Annotated in this window: 18 protein-coding genes and 1 pseudogene; 9 read left to right on the top strand and 10 right to left on the bottom strand. The window is 72.5% G+C overall.

The window, feature by feature from the left end; all coding sequences use genetic code 11:
* Positions 1-58: 58 nt before the first annotated feature.
* Genes G407_RS0115835 through G407_RS0115845 form a run of 3 tightly spaced genes read right to left on the bottom strand, consistent with a single transcriptional unit; the run spans position 59 to position 2,860 of the window.
* Complete coding sequence (locus G407_RS0115835) at positions 59-850, bottom strand: hydroxypyruvate isomerase family protein (protein WP_029031604.1); 792 nt, start codon at positions 848-850, stop codon at positions 59-61.
* Positions 847-2,067, bottom strand: coding sequence for an acyl-CoA dehydrogenase family protein (locus G407_RS0115840; RefSeq protein WP_029031605.1), 1,221 nt, complete (start codon positions 2,065-2,067; stop codon positions 847-849). The genes G407_RS0115835 and G407_RS0115840 overlap by 4 nt, the downstream gene beginning before the upstream one ends.
* Positions 2,068-2,098: 31 nt before the next feature.
* Positions 2,099-2,860 carry an SDR family NAD(P)-dependent oxidoreductase gene (locus G407_RS0115845; RefSeq protein ID WP_029031606.1) on the bottom strand — a complete coding sequence of 254 codons (762 nt, stop codon included), beginning with the start codon at positions 2,858-2,860 and terminating at the stop codon, positions 2,099-2,101.
* 292 nt (positions 2,861-3,152) lie between these two features.
* Between G407_RS0115845 and G407_RS28085 the strand changes: the two genes are divergently transcribed.
* Both G407_RS28085 and G407_RS0115855 read left to right on the top strand, forming a co-directional pair.
* A complete protein-coding gene (locus tag G407_RS28085; RefSeq protein ID WP_052341445.1) occupies positions 3,153-4,373 on the top strand; it encodes a beta/alpha barrel domain-containing protein in 1,221 nt (406 codons plus the stop codon).
* 66 nt (positions 4,374-4,439) lie between these two features.
* Positions 4,440-5,393 carry an AEC family transporter gene (locus tag G407_RS0115855; RefSeq protein ID WP_029031607.1) on the top strand — a complete coding sequence of 318 codons (954 nt, stop codon included), beginning with the start codon at positions 4,440-4,442 and terminating at the stop codon, positions 5,391-5,393.
* Between the two features lie 60 nt (positions 5,394-5,453).
* On the opposite strand, the gene G407_RS0115860 is transcribed toward G407_RS0115855, so the two are convergent.
* Positions 5,454-6,050: a superoxide dismutase gene (locus G407_RS0115860; RefSeq protein ID WP_029031608.1), complete on the bottom strand. Its 597-nt coding sequence runs from the start codon at positions 6,048-6,050 to the stop codon at positions 5,454-5,456.
* 229 nt (positions 6,051-6,279) lie between these two features.
* Between G407_RS0115860 and G407_RS30590 the strand changes: the two genes are divergently transcribed.
* The 4 genes from G407_RS30590 to G407_RS0115880 all read left to right on the top strand — a co-directional run bounded on the left by G407_RS30590 (position 6,280) and on the right by G407_RS0115880 (position 12,683).
* On the top strand, positions 6,280-8,082 hold the full coding sequence (locus G407_RS30590) for a calcium-binding protein (RefSeq protein WP_052341446.1): 1,803 nt from the start codon (positions 6,280-6,282) through the stop codon (positions 8,080-8,082).
* Between the two features lie 145 nt (positions 8,083-8,227).
* Positions 8,228-9,949 (top strand): type I secretion system permease/ATPase, encoded by a 1,722-nt coding sequence (locus G407_RS0115870; protein WP_029031609.1) that lies wholly within the window; start codon positions 8,228-8,230, stop codon positions 9,947-9,949.
* 22 nt (positions 9,950-9,971) lie between these two features.
* Positions 9,972-11,249 (top strand): HlyD family type I secretion periplasmic adaptor subunit, encoded by a 1,278-nt coding sequence (locus G407_RS0115875; RefSeq protein ID WP_029031610.1) that lies wholly within the window; start codon positions 9,972-9,974, stop codon positions 11,247-11,249.
* A 150-nt stretch (positions 11,250-11,399) separates the two neighbouring features.
* A complete protein-coding gene (locus G407_RS0115880; RefSeq protein WP_029031611.1) occupies positions 11,400-12,683 on the top strand; it encodes a hypothetical protein in 1,284 nt (427 codons plus the stop codon).
* 2 nt (positions 12,684-12,685) lie between these two features.
* Here the strand turns inward: G407_RS0115880 and G407_RS0115885 are convergent, their stop codons facing one another.
* The 4 genes from G407_RS0115885 to aptA all read right to left on the bottom strand — a co-directional run bounded on the left by G407_RS0115885 (position 12,686) and on the right by aptA (position 15,275).
* Positions 12,686-13,033, bottom strand: coding sequence for a type II toxin-antitoxin system RelE/ParE family toxin (locus tag G407_RS0115885; RefSeq protein ID WP_029031612.1), 348 nt, complete (start codon positions 13,031-13,033; stop codon positions 12,686-12,688).
* Entirely contained in the window at positions 13,023-13,292 is a 270-nt protein-coding gene (locus tag G407_RS0115890) for a ribbon-helix-helix domain-containing protein (RefSeq protein WP_029031613.1), read from the bottom strand. Before G407_RS0115890 ends, G407_RS0115885 begins: the two co-directional genes overlap by 11 nt.
* 62 nt (positions 13,293-13,354) lie before the next feature.
* Positions 13,355-13,903, bottom strand: a complete 549-nt coding sequence (locus G407_RS0115895; protein ID WP_245259102.1) for an isochorismatase family protein — start codon at positions 13,901-13,903, stop codon at positions 13,355-13,357.
* Positions 13,904-13,922: 19 nt separating this feature from the next.
* Positions 13,923-15,275 carry an omega-aminotransferase AptA gene (gene aptA, locus G407_RS0115900; protein ID WP_052341447.1) on the bottom strand — a complete coding sequence of 451 codons (1,353 nt, stop codon included), beginning with the start codon at positions 15,273-15,275 and terminating at the stop codon, positions 13,923-13,925.
* Between the two features lie 488 nt (positions 15,276-15,763).
* On the opposite strand from aptA, the gene G407_RS0115905 reads away from it, so the two are divergent.
* The 3 genes from G407_RS0115905 to G407_RS28095 all read left to right on the top strand — a co-directional run bounded on the left by G407_RS0115905 (position 15,764) and on the right by G407_RS28095 (position 16,852).
* Positions 15,764-15,976: a hypothetical protein gene (locus G407_RS0115905; protein ID WP_029031616.1), complete on the top strand. Its 213-nt coding sequence runs from the start codon at positions 15,764-15,766 to the stop codon at positions 15,974-15,976.
* 139 nt (positions 15,977-16,115) lie between these two features.
* Positions 16,116-16,403, top strand: coding sequence for a DUF4164 domain-containing protein (locus G407_RS0115910; protein WP_052341448.1), 288 nt, complete (start codon positions 16,116-16,118; stop codon positions 16,401-16,403).
* Between the two features lie 23 nt (positions 16,404-16,426).
* Positions 16,427-16,852 (top strand): cell division protein ZapA, encoded by a 426-nt coding sequence (locus G407_RS28095; protein WP_052341449.1) that lies wholly within the window; start codon positions 16,427-16,429, stop codon positions 16,850-16,852.
* On the opposite strand, the gene G407_RS0115920 is transcribed toward G407_RS28095, so the two are convergent.
* Together G407_RS0115920 and G407_RS32165 are read right to left on the bottom strand one after the other, a co-directional pair.
* Positions 16,825-17,643 (bottom strand): SDR family oxidoreductase, encoded by an 819-nt coding sequence (locus G407_RS0115920; protein ID WP_029031618.1) that lies wholly within the window; start codon positions 17,641-17,643, stop codon positions 16,825-16,827. The genes G407_RS28095 and G407_RS0115920 overlap by 28 nt on opposite strands.
* Before the next feature lie 82 nt (positions 17,644-17,725).
* Positions 17,726-18,028, bottom strand: a pseudogene (locus G407_RS32165) (hypothetical protein); the annotation flags it as partial.

Genomic DNA, 18,028 nt, shown 5'->3' on the forward strand with positions numbered 1-18,028 from the left:
CTCCTTCGTCGGGCGCGGGCGCTTTCCGGTTCACCGGGGCGATCGACCAGCCCCGGCGTCACCCCACCCCGAGCCGGTCCATCCAGGCGAGCCCCTCCGCCGTGTCTCCGCGGGGCTTGTACTCGAGGCCGATCAGGCCCTCGTAGCCGCTCCCGGCGATCGCCTCGAAGATCGCGCGATAGGCGATCTCGCCCCCGTCCGGCTCGCCGCGGTCGGGCACGGCGGCGACCTGGACGTGGCCGACGAGCGGGAGGAGCCTGAGAAAGCGGCGGATCAGGTCGCCCTCCCCGATCTGCACGTGGTAGAAGTCGAACAGGAGCTTCACGTTGTCCCGATCGACCTCGGCCAGGACCTCGGCGATCTCGTCCGCCCGCGAGACGAGATAGCCGGGCCGGTCGTACGCGTTGAGCGGCTCCAGCAGGATCGTGATCCCGTCGGGCGCCGCCCGGTCCGCCGCCTCGCGCAGGTTCGCGACATAGGTCGCGCGCGCGGCCTCCCGGTCCGCCGGAACGGGATGGCCCGCCATGACGTGGATGCCCTTCACGCCGAGCCCGCGCGCATAGCCGAGCGCCTCGTCGAGATCGGCGCGGAAGGCCTCCTCGCGGCCCGGCAGCGCCGCGCGGCCCCATTCGCCCGGGCCGCCCGGGCGGGTGTTGAGCCCCGTCATCCGCACGCCCGCCGCCTCGAGGCGCGCGGCGAGCGTCTCGACCGGATGATCGTAGGGGAAATGACACTCGACCTGCGCGAAGCCGCAGGCCGCAGCGGCATCGATGCGCTCGAGGAAGGGCCTGTCGGGGAAGAGCAGCGCGATGTTCGCGGTGAAGCGCGCACGGGGCAGGATCCGGGTCACGGCGCGCCCTCCCCCTCGGCGACCTCCCAGCGCCAGAAGGCGTCGCCCTCCTGCGCCAGGTGGCGGTTGAGCACCATCTTGTGGACCTCGTCGGCGCCGTCGACGAGGCGCGCCTGGCGGGCGTAGCGATAGATCCACTCGAGCACGGTGTCCTTCGAATAGCCCCGCGCGCCGTTGATCTGGATGGCGACGTCCGCCGCCTCGTGCAGCAGGTTCGCCGCGGCGATCTTCGCCATCGAGATCTCCTTCCTGGCGAAGGAGCCGCGATCGAGCGCCCAGGCGGCCTTCATCACGAGGAGGCGCCCCACCTCGATCTTCATGGCGAGGTCACCGAGCATCAGCTGCACGCTCTCCCGGTCGGCGAGGTGCACGCCGAAGCCCTCGCGCTCGGCGGCGTAGGCGCGGGCGATCTCGACGCAGCGCCTGGCGAGGCCGAGCCAGCGCATGCAATGGGTCAGCCGCGCGGGCCCCAGCCGGATCTGCGTCGCCTTGAGCCCGTCGCCCACCCCCATCAGCACGGCGTCGTCGGGGACGACGAGACCGTCGAAGACGAGCTCGCAATGCCCGCCGTGCTCCTCCGGCCCCATGATCGGGATGCGCCGGACGATCTCCCAGCCGGGCTGGGCGGCGTCGAACAGGAAGGCGGTGAGCCCGCGCCGCGCGTCGTCCGACGTGCGGGCGATCAGCACGAAGTGGCGCGCCTCGGCGGCGCCGGTGATGAACCACTTGCGCCCGGTGATCCGCCAGCCGCCCGCGACCCGTTCCGCGCGCGTCGCGATCATGCCGGGATCCGAGCCCCCTCCGGGATGCGGCTCCGTCATGGCGAAGGCGGAGCGGACCGCGCCCGAGACGATCGGCGCCAGCCAGCGCGCCTTCTGCTCCGGCGTCGCGACCTTCTCGAGCAGCATCATGGTGCCGTCGTCGGGCGCGGCGGAATTGAACACGACGGGGCCGAAGATCGAGCGGTTCATCGCCTCGTAGCAGACCGCCATGCCCTGCTTGGTCAGGCCTCCGCCGCCGGTCTCCGGCCGCAGTTGCAGGCACCAGAGCCCTTCCGCCCGCGCCTTCGCGCGCATCTCCCCGAGCACGGGGAGCGCGATGTTCTCGTGCGCGTCCCAGGCGCCGGGATCGCTCTCGAGCGGGATCAGCTCGCGCTCCACGAAGGCGGCTATGCGCCGGCGCAGGTCCTCGACCAGCGGGGGAATGGTGAAGTCCATGGTCACTCCGCGTTCGGGCCGGCCATCGCCGTCAAAGCCCCGACACCAGATGCCCGCCGTCGACCGGCACCAGCGCGCCCGTCATCCACGGCGCGGCGTCGGTGGCGAGCAGCAGGAAGGCCGCGTCGAGGTCCTCCGGGCGGCCGAGCCGGCGCATCGGGATGCGCTTGACGAGCGCCTCCCCCGCCGGCGTGTCGAAGAAGCCCGCGTTGATCTCGGTCTCGATGTAGCCCGGCGCCAGCGCGTTGACGCGGATGCCGTGGCGCGCCCACTCGAGGGCGAGCGCCGCATTCATCTGCTTCACGCCGGCCTTGGAGATGCAATAGGGCGCGACGCCGCCGGCGACGCGCTCGGCCACGATCGAGGCGATCGTGACGATCGTCCCGCCGCGCCCGCCGTCGCGCCAGGCGCGCGCGGCGTGGGTCGCCATCAGCCAGGGTCCGCGCAGGTTCGTCGCCATCACCGCGTCGAACGTGTCGAGCGGCAGGTCGATGGCCGCGCCGGGGCCGCTGACGCCGGCATTGTTGACCAGGACGTCGAGGGGCGCGGACAGCGCCCCGAAGCAGTCGGCGACCGAGTGGGCGTCCGTCACGTCGAGATCGAGCGCGGCCGCACCCGCGGCGCCCGCGTCCTCCAGCTCGCCGACGAGGGTGGCGAGCCGGTCGCGCCGGCGTGCGGCGACGCTCACCCGGGCGCCGTGGCGGGCGCACAGCCGCGCGAAATGCGCGCCGAGCCCGCTCGAGGCCCCCGTGATCAGGACATGCCGCCCGGCGAGCCGCGCCCCGAGATCCATGCCGCTCCTCCACCCGCGGTCTCGCGCCGCGTCGCGACAGGTTCGAACGCCCGCGCCCCACGGTCAAGCGCCACGCTCCTGCGGCATCGGGCGCGGTCCGCGTGGGAGACGCTGCAGCGCGGGAGGAGGCCACTTGACGCCGAGCAACTCGAAGACCTATCATGCCACGATGTGCAATTGATGCGGGAGTGGGCACCAAACGCCGAAACAACATGCGGGCAGCTATATTGACTCAGGGTTGCCGTCATGTCCCATATTGCGGTGCAACATTCCGCACTGCGAGGGCCATGCCATGAACCTCTCCTTCCCGTCCGGCCACGTTCCCCGCTACGCCGACTTCGAGCTCGCCGGCCTCCTCGACGAGACCATGCGCGAGGGCGCCGAGCGCTGCCCCTTCTCGGTTCCCGCCGACCGCAAGGCGGCGCTCGCCCGGCGCATCGTCGACACCGGCGTGCGCGACCTCGTCTTCGGCTCCGCGCCGACCGATCCCGACCTGATGGCGACGGTGCTCGCCGAGCTCGAGCGCGACGGCGCCGCCGAGGGCGTACGGCTCGCCTTCATCCTGCTGCTCAATTGCTGGGAGCCGCTGTTCGAGCGGTTCACCCGCTTCCCCGACGCCCTCAAGGACCATGTCTGCATCAGCTACGGCATGGTCGACCACCGCTCCGACGAGCGGCTGTTCGAGCGCGTGCACGAGCGATTCCGTGGGCTCGGCTTCCGGCACTTCCGCGTCAGCCTGATCAACAACTTCGCACGGGGCGTCGACGAGACGGCCTACGCCCACATCGTCGGCCAGATCGATCGGTCGCTGGCACTCGGCATCGACACGGTGCGCATCAACGATTCGCTGGGCGTCTGCTACCCGGAGACGATGGCGGTGCTCGCCGCGAACCTGGTGCACGACTACCCGCAGGTGCACTTCTGCGTCCACGCCCACAACGACAAGGGGCTCGGGCTGCAGAACGCGCTGGCCTCGATCTACAACGGCTTCGACCTGATCGAGGGCGGCTTCTCGGGCTTCGGCAACCGCTCGGGCCTGCCCGCGATCGAGGTCCTGCTCGCGATCTTCGCCGAGAAGAACATCACCATCCGCGGCATCGGCATCGATCCCGACGCCGCGCGCGAGACGGGCTACGCCGCCGAGGACACGTTCCTCGTCGTGCCCAACGTCTACCGGGCTATGACGGGGCGCATCGTGAACTGGGAGAACCTCGGCGTGGCGAACATCCCCGACTACCTCGGCTCGGAGCGGCGCGCGCGCAAGTTCCTCACCGACGTCGGCACCCACGACCAGACACTGCGCGCCGTGCTGCGCGCGGCGGGCCGCCCGGCGCCGGACGAGAGCAACGGCCTCGAGCCGCTGCGCGCGGCGCTGCACGCGGAGCTCGACGCCGCCTACGTCGCCAAGCGCCGGGCCTACGAGACGCTGGTGGACGGCATCGAGGCGCTCTACGGCGCGGACGTGATGTTCGAGGACGTGGCGATCGCCCGCGCCAAGGCATTGGCCGGTTGACGGCCCTCGCCAATCGATGATCGGGATCGGCGCGTTGCCGATCCCCCGAGAAAGGTCGTGTCGGCGATGCTCCAGATCGTGGCGCCCATCTTCGCGGTGATCCTGGCGGGATACCTCTTCGCCCTGTGGCGGGGCGTCGACAAGGCGGGGACGCGGCTCCTCAACGAGTACGTCCTCTACGGCGCCCTGCCGGCGCTGCTGTTCGTCGCCGTGGCGCGGGCGGACCCCGCGGAGCTGCAGCAATGGAGCTTCATGGGCGCGACGCTCGCGGGCATCGCCGCCGCCTTCGTGCTCGGCGTGCTCGCGGCGCGGCTCGGCGGCACGGCGATGCCGCAGGCGACGATCCCCGCCATGGCGGCCTCCTACGGCACGACCGGGTACATGGGGGTGCCGATCCTGATCACCGCGCTCGGCACCGGCGCGGCGGTGCCGGCCGCCATCGCGACGATCCTCCACAATGTGCCGGTGATCATGACGGTGATCCTGCTCAACGACCTGCTGTCGCGCCGCGCCGACGGTGGCGCGGGCGGCGCAGCGGCGGTCGCGGGCGCGCTCAAGGCGACGCTCACGAACCCGCTCACCGTGGCGGTCGTGGCGGGCGTCGTCGTCAGCGTCGCCGGCGTCGCCCTGCCCGCCTCCCTCGCGCGCTTCGCCGACTTCCTCGGCGCCGCTGCGGGCCCCACGGCACTCTTCGCGCTCGGGCTCGGCCTCGCCCAGCTCGACGCCTCGGCGCTGCTCGACGGGCGGCGGATCGCGCGCATCCTGCCGCTCATCGTCATCAAGGTCGTGATCCAGCCGCTCGTCACCTTCGCGGTGGCGATCTACCTGCTGGGGATGGACCCGACGGACCTCTGGTTCGTGGCCGCGCTGATCATGGCGGCACAGCCGATCGGCGCCGGCGTGTTCGTCTTCGCCTCGAAGTACCGGCATTTCGAGGACGAGACGTCGGTCGCGATCATCGCCTCCCTGATCGTCACGCTGGTGACGCTGCCCATCCTGCTCGCCATCTACGCGAGCTGAAACGAGAACGGGACCCCGCGAGGGGTCCCGTTCGAGGCTCCGTGCCGGAGAGCGCGGCGATCAGGCCGCCTCGTTGTAGAGCTTCTCGACGTATTCCCAGTTCACCAGGTGGTCGAGGAAGGCCTTGATGTAGTCCGGCCGGCGGTTGCGGTAGTCGATGTAGTAGGAGTGCTCCCACACGTCGCAGCCGAGGATCGGCGTCGCGCCGTGGACGAGCGGGCTCTCGCCGTTGGGCGTCTTCATGATGGCGAGCTTGCCGTCCTTCACCGCGACCCAGCACCAGCCGGAACCGAACTGGCCGACGCCCGCCGCGACGAAGTCCTGCTTCATCTTCTCGACGCCGCCGAGGTCCTCGACGATCTTCTTCTCCAGCGCGCCCGGGATGGCGCCGCCGCCGTTCGGCTTCATCCAGCTCCAGAAGTGGAGGTGGTTGTAGTGCTGGCCGGCGTTGTTGAACAGCGCCTGGTTCGTGCCGTAGGAACCCTTGACGATCTCCTCGAGCGACTTGCCGGCGAGCTCCGACCCTTCCAGCAGCTCGTTGCCCTTCGTCACGTAGGCATTGTGGTGCTTGTCGTGGTGGAATTCGAGCGTCTCGGCCGACATGTAGGGCGAGAGCGCGTCGTAGGCGTAAGGCAGGGGGGGAAGCTCGAAGGACATGATACCTCTCCTGGGCCGTTCGTCTCGGTGCGCGCAGGTGCGCGCGGCGCCACAGAACTAAGCCTCGCGCCGCCGTCCGGCAACCGCCGGCGCGGCACGCCGGCACGCGAATAACGCACGAGGACGCCGTTTCGCCCCGCCGCGCGGGCGCGGTGCAAACCTTTTTCGATCTCCGCACGACGAAGTCCTGCCGGCGAGATGTCGGTACAGCTCACGTCCGGAGACCATCATGACGATTCGATCGCTCCTCCTCGAGGACCTCGTGGAGCCCCTGGAAGACGGCGCGCACGATGCCCGCCCGTCCTCTCCCGCCGCCCCGCTCGCGAGCACGCAGCGCTCCGGCATGGTGCTGCCGGCGGCGCCGGACGGCCTCGCGGCCCCGTATCGCGGCGCGGACGCCGGCGGCGCGCCGCGGGCGCCGGAGCCCTTCGGCGCGCTCGTCGGCGAGCGGGACCCGATGAGCGGGGAGCCGACGCAGCAGCTCGCGATCATCTCCGGCACGGAGTACGCCGACATCCTGACCGCCACGGCCGCGACGATCCCGGAGAATTTCATCGGCGTCGCCGCGTACGGTGGCGACGACCTGATCGTCCGCGACCGGACCGGCGACATGAGCGGCAACGACGACATCACCATCGACGGCGGCGAAGGCCACGACACGGTCGACTACTCGCAGGCCGTCGGCCGGGTGGTGGTCGACTTCCTCTTCGGGACCGTGCAGGAGCTCGCCCCGATCTGGGCGCCGCCGGGCTCGCTCGTCCGCAGCCATGACGACCTGATCTCGATCGAGGCCGTGATCGGAACCGATCACGACGACATCTTCAGCGGCAACCATGTCGCCAACGAGATGCACGGCGGCGACGGCGACGACGAGATGTTCGGCTACGGCGGCGAGGACCTGATCCTCGGCGGCGACGACGACGACTACATCGACGGCGGGGACGACGACGACCTGCTCCACGGCGGCCAGGGAGACGACGCCATTCTCGGCGGCGCCGGGAACGACCTGATCACCGGCGGCAGCGGCAGCGACGACATCCTCGGGCAGGACGGCGACGACACCATCATCGCCGGCTCGGGCGACGACCTCGTTTTCGGCGGCGCGGGCAACGACACGATCCATGTCGGCTCGGGCAACGACACGGTCTGGGCCGACGGCGACGACGACACGGTTCACCTCGCGGGCGCCGGCGACAATACGCTCCACGGCGGCACGGGGGTCGACCGGCTCGTGATCACGGGGCCCGTCGACTCCGTCAGCCTGTATCACGGCTGGGTGGACCGGCCCGACGGCTTCGATACGATCAGCGGGTTCGAGAACCTCACCACCGGGAACGACGCCCAGTCGATCATCGGCAGCGACGTCGCCAACGACATCCGGTCGAACGGCGGGAACGACGTCGTCCTCGGCAACGGCGGCAACGATTTCGTCCTCGCCGGCGACGGCGACGATATCGTCGACGGCGGATCGGGGCACGACAGCCTGCGGGGCGGCAATGGCAACGACACCGTCCTCGGCGGGTACGGCAACGACACGATCTTCGGCAACGACGGCAACGACACGCTGAACGGAGACGAGGGCGCGGACGCGATCAGGGGCGGTCGCGGCGCGGACACGATCCGCGGCGGCGACGGCAACGACGACCTGCGGGGCGGGGCGCATGCCGACACCTTCGTCTGGGGCGTCGGCGACGGCGGCACCGACACGATCGCGGACTTCTCGCTCGCGCAGGACAAGCTCTCCTTCCTGCCGGGCTTCCTCGCCGCCGGCCCGATCACATCGGTACTCGGGGCGATCGACGCGGGCGATCTCGGAGCCGCTCTCCTGGGCCACACGGCGCATGGCGGCCTGAAGGTGATCGCCTACCTCGAAGGGGTCGACGCCGACGCGCTGTCGCAGGCGATCGTCGACGGCTCGATCTTCCAGGTCGAGACGACGGGCCTCGGCGACGACGCGCCCGGCGGCTTCGATTTCGGCGGGCTCGGCGGCGGCGTGCTTCCGCTCGAGCCGCAGGGCGGCCTGCTGCTCTGATCCATCGCGAACCGGACGGCGCGCGCGGCCACCCGGCCGCGCGCGTTCTTCGTTCGGCGCTGGCGCGAACCGTTTCGCCCGCCGCCACGACAAAGCAGCATCCGCGCCGCTTCCCGCGCGCCCCGCCTGCTCCGAGGACCCTCCGATGCGCCGAGACGCGACTCAGCCTTCCCCCGCCGCTGCCGCCCGCGGGGGCGTCCTCGCCGTGGCGCTGTTCAGCGCGGTGATCAACATCCTGATGCTCACCGGCGCGCTCTACATGCTCGAGGTCTACGACCGGGTGCTGCCGAGCCGTTCCGTGGAGACGCTCGTCGCGCTCTCCGTCATCGCGCTCGCGCTGTTCGGCCTGCTCGGCGTCCTCGACGTGGTGCGCGGACGGCTCCTGGCGCGGATCGGCGCGCGGATCGACGCGGGGATGGCCGAGCGCGCCTTCGGCTTCAGCGTGCGCCTGCCGCTCGCCGCGCCGGGGGCCGACGCCCGCGCGCCGCTGCGCGACCTCGACCTCGTGCGCTCCTTCCTGGCGGGCCCGGGGCCCACGGCCTTCCTCGACCTGCCCTGGCTGCCGGTCTACCTCGTCGTCGCCTTCGCGATCCACCCGACGATCGGCTGGACCACGGCGGCGGGGGCGGGCCTGCTGATCGGCCTCGCGCTCCTCGCCGAGCGCGCCAGCCGCGGTCCCGGCGCCGCCGCGCTCGAGGCCGGCGCGCACCGCGACCGCATCGCCGAGGCGGGCCGCCGCAACGCGGAGAGCCTCGCCGGCATGGGCCTCGCCGCGCGCATCGGCGACATCTGGAACGAGGCGCACACGGCCGCCGTCGCGGCGCAGCAGCGCGGGTCGGACATCGTCGGCGGGCTCGGTGCCGTCTCGCGGGCGCTGCGCCTCGTGCTGCAGTCCGCTGTGCTCGGTGTCGGCGCGTATCTCGTCGTCGCCGGCGAGCTGAGCGCCGGGCTGATCATCGCCGCCTCGGTCCTCGCCTCGCGGGCGCTCGCGCCGGTGGAGCAGGCGATCGCGCATTGGCGCGGGTTCAATCAGGCCCGCGGCGCCTGGCGCCGGCTCGGCGACCTCGATGCGGCCCTGCCCGCGCCCCCGCAGCCGCTGGCGCTGCCCGCCCCGCGCACGGAGCTGCGCGTCGAGGACCTCGCCGTCGCCACGCCCGGCGACCGGCGCACCGTCCTCGTCGGCGCGAGCTTCGTCCTGCGCGCCGGCGATGCGCTCGGCATCGTCGGCCCGTCGGGATCGGGCAAGTCGAGCCTCGCCCGTGCGCTGGTCGGCGTGTGGCCGGCGCAGCAGGGCGCCGTGCGCCTCGACGGCGCGCCGCTCGAGCGCTACGCGCCCGAGACGCTCGGCCGCCACGTCGGCTGGCTGCCGCAGGACCCGAGCCTCGTCGAGGGCACCGTGGCGCAGACGATCTCGCGCTTCGACCCGCAGGCCCCGGCCGAGGCGATCGTCGCCGCCGCCCGCGCGGCGGACGTGCACGAGCTCGTGCTGCGGCTGCCGCAGGGCTACGAGACGCGCGTCGGCGAGGGCGGCATGGCGCTCTCCGGCGGGCAGCGCCAACGCCTCGCGCTCGCCCGCGCGCTCTACGGCGAGCCCTTCCTCGTCGTGCTCGACGAGCCGAACGCCAGCCTCGACGCGGAGGGCGAGGCCGCGCTGGCGCGCGCGATCGCCGGCGTACGGGCGCGCGGCGGCATCGTCGTGATCATCGCCCACGCCCTCTCGGCGCTCGCCGGCGTCGACACGCTCGCCGCCATGGTCGGCGGGCGCATCGCCGCCTACGGCCCGAAGGCCGACGTCCTCGCCCGCATCGCCCCGCCGCGGCGCGCGCCGCGCCCGAGCCTCGAAGTCGTCGCCGACGGCACCCGCTGACGTCCCGCGAGAGGAAACCGACATGACCAGGACCCGACAGCCCTCCCTCGCCCTGCGGGGCCCCGTCCTCGCCGGCCTCGCCGCGATCGCGCTCGTGCTCGGCGGCCTCGGCGCCTTCTCGGCGACGGCCGCGATCTCCGGGGCCGTCGTGGCGCCGGGCCGGGTCGTGGTCGAGAGCGCGCCCTCGCCGGTGCAGCACCCGACCGGCGGGATCGTGGGCGAGATCCGCGTGCGCGACGGCGCCCGCGTCGCCGCCGGCGCCGTGCTGATGCGCCTGGACGGGACCCAGACGCGGGCCGATCTCGCGGTGATCGACGCCCGCATCGCCACGCTCGCCGCGCGCAAGGCGCGGCTCGAGGCCGAGCGCGACGGGTCGGACACGCTGCCGGCTGCGATCGAAGGGGTCGACGCCGCGCAGCTCGCCGCCGAGACGCGCCTCTTCCGGCTGCGCGAAGAGACCCGCAGCGGGCAGGTGGCGCAGCTCGAGGAGCGCGTGCGGCAATCCGAGGAGGAGCGCGCGGGCCTGCTCCTGCAGGCGCAAGCGAAGGCGGACGAGGCGGCGCTGGTCGGCGCCGAGCTCGCCGGCGTGCGGACGCTGTTCGAGAAGGCGCTCGTGCCGACGACGCGCGTGACCGCGCTCGAGCGCGACCTGACGCGGCTCGAGGGCGACCGCGGCCGCTTCCTCGCGGCGGTGGCCCAGGTCGGCGGGAGGATCGCGGAGACGCGGCTGCAGATCCTCGGCCTCGACCAGGCCCGCCGCAGCGAGGCGGCCGACGAGATCCGCGCGATCGAGGGCGAGCTCGCCGGGTTGATCGAGCGGCGCACCGCAGCCCGTGCCGTGCTCGCCCGCGTCGACATCCGCGCGCCGGCGAGCGGGATCGTGCACGCGCTCGCCGTGCGCGGCGCCGGCGCCGTCGTCGCGCCGGGCGCGACGCTGCTGGAGATCGTACCCGACGACGGGCCGCTGGCCGTCGAGCTGCGGATCGCGCCGCAGGACATCGACCAGCTCGTGGCGGGCCGGGCCGCGCTCCTGCGCTTCTCCGCCTTCGACCAGCGCACCACGCCCGAGGTCGCGGGCGTGCTCGAGCGGGTCTCACCCGATCTCGTCGTCACGGACGGCGTCGCGCACTACCAGGGTCGCGTCGTACTCTCCGCCGAGGCGGCGCGGAGCCTCGGAAGCCGGACGCTCGTCCCGGGCATGCCGGTCGAGGCCTTCGTGCGAACCTCGGAACGCACGCTGCTCTCGCACCTGACGAAGCCGCTGGGGGACCATCTCGCGCGGGCCTTCCGGCAGGATTGAGCCGCACTGGTGCCGGTCGGAGGTCTCGAAGGCGTGCGTGGCATGGAACCGATCGTGCGCCCGGTCGATCCTGCTCGATTGGCAACGGCGTCCGTTCGACATACCGTGGCGGCGCCGCGCGGCCCATGCCACGAGTCTCGAAGGGAACCCATGTTCGCAGTCCTCTACGCCCTCGCCGTCGTCATGGTCGCGGGAGGCGCCTTCGCGATCCTCGCCGGCTGGGAGATCCTGCTGCTCGAGCGCGGATGGTCGATGGTGATCGCGGGGGCGACGCTCGCCACCGGCGGGCTCGTGCTGGGCGGCGTCGCGGCGGCGGCGCGGGCGCTCGCGACGCGGCTCGATACGCTCGCCGAAACCGTGCGCGCGAGCCGGCCTACGCCCGCACCCATGCCCCGCCGCCCCGCCGCGACCGCCTCGGACACGGCCGAGCCAGCGCCGTTCGCGGAGCCGCCGCCGCCCAGCCGGGAGATCGAGCCGAAGCTGCCGCCCAGGGTGCCGGCCGCGCCCGCCGGGCCGGCGCCGCTCGCGGCGCTCGGCATCGGCGGCGTCGCCGCGGAGACGGTCGCGCCCTCGGCGGAGACAGCGCCGCCGGAGCCGGAGGCCGGGCTGCCGCCGCTCGATCTCGGGCCGGCGGAGGAGCACCCCGGCGAGGAGCCGTCGGTCGAAGACCTGCGGGGTGACACGCGCCCCGCCGATGCGCCGCCGGCGCCTCCCGTTGGGGAGCCCGAGGCAGCGGCGGACGCGCAGCCCGAGGGCGTCGTCGAGCCCCTCCCGGAGCGCACGCCGGAGGCGCTCGAGGACGAGGAGTTGGAGGAAGAGGAGCCGGTCTCCGCGGTCGCGGTCGCCGGCATCGAGGAGCCGGTCCTGGCACCCCGCCAGCCGAGCCGGATCGCCGCCGAGGCGGAGGCGCTGACCCGCCGGTTCGAGGCGAGCGCGCCCTCGGTCCCGCCCCTCGCCGAGGCGCGGTCGGTCGAGCCTGCGGCGGGCCACGAGACCCCGGAAATCGACGAGATCCCGCCGACCGACGAGATCCCGGAGCCCGACGAGATCCCGGAGCCCGAGGGCGAGCCCCGGCCGGAGGAGACCGCGCTCGATGCCGTCGCGCGGGCGGTCGGCGAGCCCACGCCCCCGCGCACGCCGAGCCACGCTCTCTCCGAGGCCGCGGACGAGGCCGCCCCGGCCGACGCCCCGCGCGCCGAGGAGGCCGAGATCGGCGAGACCCCGGCGCAGGCCGGCGCCGCGCCGCCCGAGCCCCCGCACGTGGTCGGCACGCACGTCTCGGGCGCGAACCGCTACGTCATGTATTCCGACGGCTCGATCGAGGCCGAGACCCCGGACGGCCGGCTCGTCTTCGGCTCCATCGAGGAGCTCAAGGGATACGTCGCCTCCTCCGGCGAGGACCCGAGCGGGGCGAGCCAGACCGGACCGCGGTGAGGTCACTTCGGCAGCAGACGTCGTGCCATCTTCGGCTTGTGGTTCTCCGCGCCGAAGAAGACCCCGAGAACGAGGACGGCATGATCGTCCTCGTCGAGCTTGAAGTAGACAACCGCTCTGTCGGCTGTGAAATGGCGCAGGCCCGGAAACAGGTCGTCGTCGCGACGCCCGCGATAGGGCCTCTGGCCGAGGCTGTCCGCAATCTCTCGTATTTTCTCGATCCGGCGCGTAGCACGAGCACGTGCTTCTTCCGCAGTCTCACCAAACTGCCGGTAGCTTCTGAAGAGATGTCTATAGACGATCTGGAAATCTGTCAGGGCGGAACGCGAGTAGCGAACCCTACGGTTCATTCGCGCCGTGCTCCCGCGCGATCATGTCGGTGATCAGATCATCCATCTCTTCGGCCGAGACGAATGGTCCCTCCAGGCGTTCGAGCAGAACACGCCGAAGCTCGGCCCGGCTCCACGACGTCTCCTCGACGTGCTCGCGGAGCAGATCGAGAGCGCTCTCCAGGACATCCTGAGCGCTGCCGAACTGGCCGGTCTCGACCAGCTTCTCGACGAAGGCCTTGTGATTCCGGCTGACCAGGATCGGCGACGCGTCGGTCATGGCAATCCTCCGACGGCACGGTATCACGTGGCACCCGTACGGCAAGCGCTGCGTGGCCTCGCTCACTTCACCAGCGCCAGCACGTCCCTGAACGCCGGATCGTCCCCCCGCTCCGCCCATTCGAACGCCGCCATCTCGCTCGTCGGCCAGTGACCTCCGGCATGCAGCAGGCGTGCGGTGGCCGCGTGCAGGCTCGCCTCCGCGCGACTGGCGACGGCGTCGGCGACGACGAAAACCGAGAAGCCACGCGCGATCAGGTCGAGCGCCGTCTGCAGGACGCAGACATGCGCCTCCGCCCCGACGAGCACCACCTGGTCGCGCCCGTCCGCCCGGTTGGCGTCGAGCCAGCCGGCGATGGCGGGGTCCGCGGCGGCGCTGAACGTGATCTTCTCGAAGACCGGCGCCCCCTCGGGCAGCGCTGCGCGGATCGGCGCCGCGAGCCCTCCGAGCCCCTTCGGGTAGTGCGCGCACGCGGCGACGGGAATGCCGAGCAGGCCCGCCGCCCGCAGGACGATCTCGGCGCGCGCCAACGCATCCGCGCTGCGGGGGAGCGCCGGCAGCAGACGCTCCTGCAGGTCGACGGCGAGGACCTGGGCCCGGGCGCGGCGCATCAGCACGGGCGCCGGCGCCTCACGCCACGGCGCGGATGACGCGCCCGACCTTGTCGACGATCTCGCCGATCTGGTCCTCGGTGATGATCAGCGGCGGGGTCAGGGCGATCGTGTCCGCCGTGATGCGGATGACGATGTCGTGCTCGCGGAAGGCGAGATCCATCGCCTCGAAGGCGCGCTTGCCGACGCCGTCCGGCCGCGAGGCGAGGTCGATCGCGCCGACGAGGCCGACAGTGCGGATGTCGAGGACGTTCGGCAGGTCCTTCAGGGACATCATCGCGTCCGCCCAGACCGGCTCGAGCGCCAGCGCCCGCTCGAACAGCTTCTCCTCCCGGTAGACGTCGAGCGTGGCGAGCGCCGCCGCGCAAGCGAGCGGGTGGCCGGAATAGGTGTAGCCGTGGAACAGCTCGATGACGTGCTCGGGGCCCTTCATGAAGGCGTCGTGCACGCCCTTGCGCACGATCACGCCGCCCATCGGCACCGTGCCCGAGTTCACCGCCTTGGCGAAGGTGATCATGTCGGGCACGACGCCGTACCGCTCCGCGGCGAAGGCGAAGCCGAGGCGGCCGAAGCCCGAGATCACCTCGTCGAAGACGAGCAGGATGCCGTGCTTGTCGCAGATCTCGCGCAGGCGCTTCAGGTAGCCCTTGGGCGGCGGCAGCACGCCCGTGGAGCCGGCCATCGGCTCGACCACGACGGCCGCGACGGTCGAGGCGTCGTGGAGAGCGACGATCCGCTCGAGATCGTCGGCGAGGTGCGCGCCCCATTCCGGCTCGCCCTTGGTGAAGGCCTGGTGCTCGCGCGAGTAGGTGTGCGGCAGGTGGTCGACGCCGGCGAGCAGCGTGCCGAAGAACTTGCGGTTCGTGACGATGCCGCCGACGGAGATGCCGCCGAAGCCCACCCCGTGATAGCCGCGCTCGCGGCCGATGAGCCGCGTCTTCTGTCCCTGCCCCGAGATGTTCCAGTAGGCGAGCGCGATCTTGAGCGCCGTGTCGATCGCCTCCGAGCCGGAATTGGTGAAGAACACGTGGTCGAGGTCGCCCGGCGCCATCTGCGCGATGCGCGCGGCCGCCGCGAAGCCGTGCGGGTGGCCGAACTGGAAGGCCGGCGAATAGTCGAGCTCCTGCGCCTGCCGCTGGATCGCGGCGACGATCGGGTCGCGGGCGTGGCCGGCGTTGCAGGACCACAGGCCGGCGATGCCGTCGATCACCTGCCGGCCGTCGGGGGTGGTGTAGTGCATGTCCTTCGCGCCGGTGATCATGCGCGGCGCGCTCTTGAAGGCGCGGTTGGCCGTGAAGGGCATCCACCAGGACGAGAGGTCGTTGGGCGCCCTCACGTCGTTCGCCGCGCGCATCGTCGTCCCGGTATCCATGCCGCCGTCCTTCCCTCGTTCTCGGTCCTGGGCGCGCAGCGCGCGCCACGGGAGCGGATGCTAGCAGCGTCGCGGGCGGAAGGGAAAGCACCAAGGGCCGCGAACCCGGAATGGTCCGGCGCACGGGCCGATGTGCGAGCGTGAGCACGGCACCTGCGTATCATGCCGGATGAGGCACGAGACGCTTGCAATTTCCCGCCGCAGGAGCCATCTTCATCTAGACGCGACGTCGAGACCCGACGCGCGTGCCGTGGCCGGCGCCGGGAGGCGTCGAGCGCGTGCCGATGATCCGCAGGACGCGGAACCGGCCTCCGCCCCACGGCGTTCACCGATGCCCCGACGGCACTCACGCCGCCAGGCACCCCAACTCGGCATACGAGCGGCTCACCACCCGTCACGCGCCTGTCGCCAAGCAATGGCACGTTCGCGCCTCAGACGTGGCCGCCATCGATTCCGAGCCAATGCAAGAAGAACGAAGACGACACACCATGCAGTTCGAGATTCATCCCCAGATCGACCGTCGCCCCGATGGCGACACCTTCACCGTGGCGCAGCTGTTCGCCGCCGGCCGGGCCGGCAAGCGCGACCTCAGCCACATGATCGACCGCTCCTATCCCTACCAGTCGCTGCGCGAGCTGCGCTGGCACCTCGCCGAGCGCTTCTCGCTGCCGGTGAAGGGCGTGGACGTACGCGCAGCCTGACACCGCGCCTGAGCGACCGGGCCTAAGGGCCCGTGAACACGGATCGAATTCCGGTGGAAAGCGGCGGGCTCCGGCTTGCCGCTTTTCGATTCGCCCCCTAGGCTTCCGGCTCCTGTCGCAAGCTCCGGGGAGCGCTGGCATGGCCGTTTCGCTCGACGAGGCGCTCAAGCGGCTCGAGACATCGCTCGGCCAGCTCGAGGCGGCCGTGGCGCGCCGGCTCGAGGCCGAGCGCAGCCGCGCCGATCTCGAGACCGAGCTGCAGATCATGCAGGACGACCGCGCTCGCCTCGCCGTCGACCTCGAGAGCGCGAGCGTTCGGCTCGAGGCGCTCGAGGCGACGACGCGGGACGTCGAGGGCCGCGTCGGCCGCGCGCTCGCGGCCGTGCGCAGCGTGCTCGAGGACGCCGGCGTGGCGCCGCATCTGTGACGACAGCGCCGGAGGGTCCCCCCATGCCCCAGATCACCGTCCTCATCGCCGGCAAGACCTACCGCATGGCCTGCGGCGAGGGCGAGGAGGCGCGGCTCGAGGGGCTCGCCGCCATGCTCGACGCCAAGATCGGCGAGATGCGCGAGGCCTTCGGCGAGATCGGGGACATGCGCCTCCAGGTCATGGCGGCGCTCACCTTCGCCGACCTGCTCGTCGATGCGCAGGGTCGCATCGGCGCGCTCGAGGCGCAGGTCGCGGAGCTGCGGACCACCCTCGCGGGCGCGGACGAGCGGCGCCAGGCGAGCGAGGACAAGGTCTCGACCGCCGTCGTCAAGGCCGCGGACCGGATCGAGCGCCTGGCCAAGGGCCTCGCGCTCGGCCAGGGCGGCACCGGCGGCCAGCAGCCGGGCGCAGAGGCGCATCAGCCGCCTTCCCGGAACCCCGGATAGAGCGCCATCCCGCCGTCGACCACGATCGTCTCGCCGGTGACGTAGTCACTCGCGTCGCAGGCGAGCCAGAGCGCCGCCTGCGCGATGTCGTCGGGCTCGCCGACGCGGCCGTAGGGGACGAGGTCGAGGAGCGCGCGCTCGGCCTCCGGGTCCTCCCACGACGACTTGTTGATGTTCGTCTTGACGGCGCCCGGCGCGATGCCGTTCACGCGGATCTTCTCGTGGGCGTATTCCTGGGCGAGCGACTGCATCATCAGCATGATCCCGCCCTTCGAGGCCGCGTAGTTCACCCGCCCCGCCCAGGGGATGAACTGGTGGACCGACGAGATCGAGACGATCTTGCCCAGCGCCGGGCAGGTCTCGGGCACCATGCCGCGCCGACGGAACTCGCGGATCGCCTCGCGACAGGCGAGGTACTGACCCGTCAGGTTCACGTCGATGACCGTGCGCCAGTCCTCGAGGCTCATCTCGTGGGCGGGCGCGTCGCGCTGGAGGCCGGCATTGGCGACGAGGATGTGCACGGTGCCGAAGGCGCGCCGCGCCTCCTCGAACAGCCGGGCGACGTCCTCCTCCTTCGAGACGTCCGCCTGCACCGGGATCGCCCGGCCGCCGGCGTCCTCGAGCTCCTTCACCACGGCGCGGGCGCCGTGCTCGCTGCTGCGGTAGTTCACGACGACGTCCGCGCCGGCACGGCCGAGGAGGCGCGCGATGCCCGCGCCGATGCCGGACGACGCGCCGGTGACGACGGCCGCCTGGCCGCTCAGGTCGAAGAGATCCGCGATCGCGTTCATGCCGTTCCTCCGCTGCGTCTGGACGGCGGGGAAACGGCCGGAGGGCCGCTCGCGTTCGGCCGCTCGCGGTCCGGGTGGCGCCCTACTGGAACGTCGGCACGACGCGGATGACGCGTGCGCCGTCGGGGCGCGTCTCCGTGCGCGGCAGCGCCGAGGGCGCCGAGGCCGGCTCTGGCGCGGGCGGCGCGGCTCGTGCCGGCCGCGAGCCCGCGGCGCGGGCCGCGGCGGCGTCGGCGGCGCGGGTCGCCTCGGCGAGCCGGCGCTCGGCAGCGGCGATCTCCGCACGAACCTCGGCGAGGCGGGCCTCGGCTTCGTCCCGGGCCGTGCTTCGAGCCGCGGCCTCCCGCGCGGCCTCGTCGCGCGCGGCGGTCTGCGCGACCTCGGC

It is taken from the genome of Salinarimonas rosea DSM 21201 (assembly GCF_000429045.1).
In the GTDB taxonomy this organism is placed as follows: Bacteria; Pseudomonadota; Alphaproteobacteria; order Rhizobiales; family Beijerinckiaceae; genus Salinarimonas; species Salinarimonas rosea.